1 protein-coding gene is annotated in these 1,030 nt (G+C 42.6%); it reads left to right on the plus strand.

Annotated features, from left to right (window positions below; genetic code table 11):
* Positions 1-104: 104 nt before the first annotated feature.
* Positions 105-986, plus strand: coding sequence for an IS982 family transposase (locus JMX92_RS13345; RefSeq protein WP_201546157.1), 882 nt, complete (start codon positions 105-107; stop codon positions 984-986).
* Positions 987-1,030 lie beyond the last annotated feature (44 nt).

The raw sequence follows: 1,030 nt of genomic DNA on the forward strand, positions 1-1,030 counted from the left end.
TTAACCCCAGTTCGGGATAAGGGCTCAAAAAAAAGATAAAAAAAGAAGTCCAAAGTTGCTAAAGTAAGTTTACCAAGACCACTTAAGCAAAAAGGACTTCTTACATGGACAACCTAACCGAACTATACTGCCATATTGACGACTTTTATCAGCAATTCAAACCTGAGTTTGACGCTCATTTAATCGCAACGGGCCGTCAACGGCTAAGAGCATGCAAGATAAGTGTATCAGAGATGATGACCATCTTGGTACTGTTTCATCAACTGCGGTATCGACAGTTTAAGTCTTTTTACTACCATCACATGCTTGGCATGATGAAGCGGGAGTTTCCAAACTTGCCCAGTTATTCACGGTTTATAGAGCTGATACCACGCAGTATCATGCCATTATGTGCCTACTTGCAAAGCATGATGGGCGACTGTACAGGTATCAGCTATATTGATTCAACCAAGATAGCAGTTTGTCATAACAAGCGTATCTACCGTCATAAAGTCTTTGAAAGAATGGCAACCCGAGGCAAAAGCAGCATGGGCTGGTTCTATGGCTTTAAGCTGCACGCCATTATCAATCATAAGGGCGAGCTTTTATCTGTTAAAGTCACTGCGGGTAATATCGATGACAGAGTGCCTGTTAAGGATATGGCAACGTCTGTGTTTGGCAAGGTGTTTGGGGATAGAGGCTATATCAGTAAAGCACTAAACGAGTGGCTCACAAAACACAGTGATACCATGTTGATCACCAAACTTCGGCGTAATATGAAACTCCAATTGCTTGAGCCTATAGATGAGGCACTACTCAATCATCGCTCTTTGATTGAAACGGTGTTTGGAGAGCTTAAAAACTTGTGCCAAATCGAACACTCACGCCATCGTAGTGTCACGGGGTTTATCACAAACTTGCTGTCAGGTTTGATTGCTTATTGCTGGTTTCCCTATAAACCCACCATCAAAAACATGCCTCAGCAGGGACAGGTAGCCACATTGTAAATAGTATCAATGAGTTACAATGTGGCTTATCCCGAACTGGGGTT

The organism is Psychrobacter sp. H7-1 (assembly GCF_904846585.1).
Classification (GTDB): domain Bacteria; phylum Pseudomonadota; class Gammaproteobacteria; order Pseudomonadales; family Moraxellaceae; genus Psychrobacter; species Psychrobacter raelei.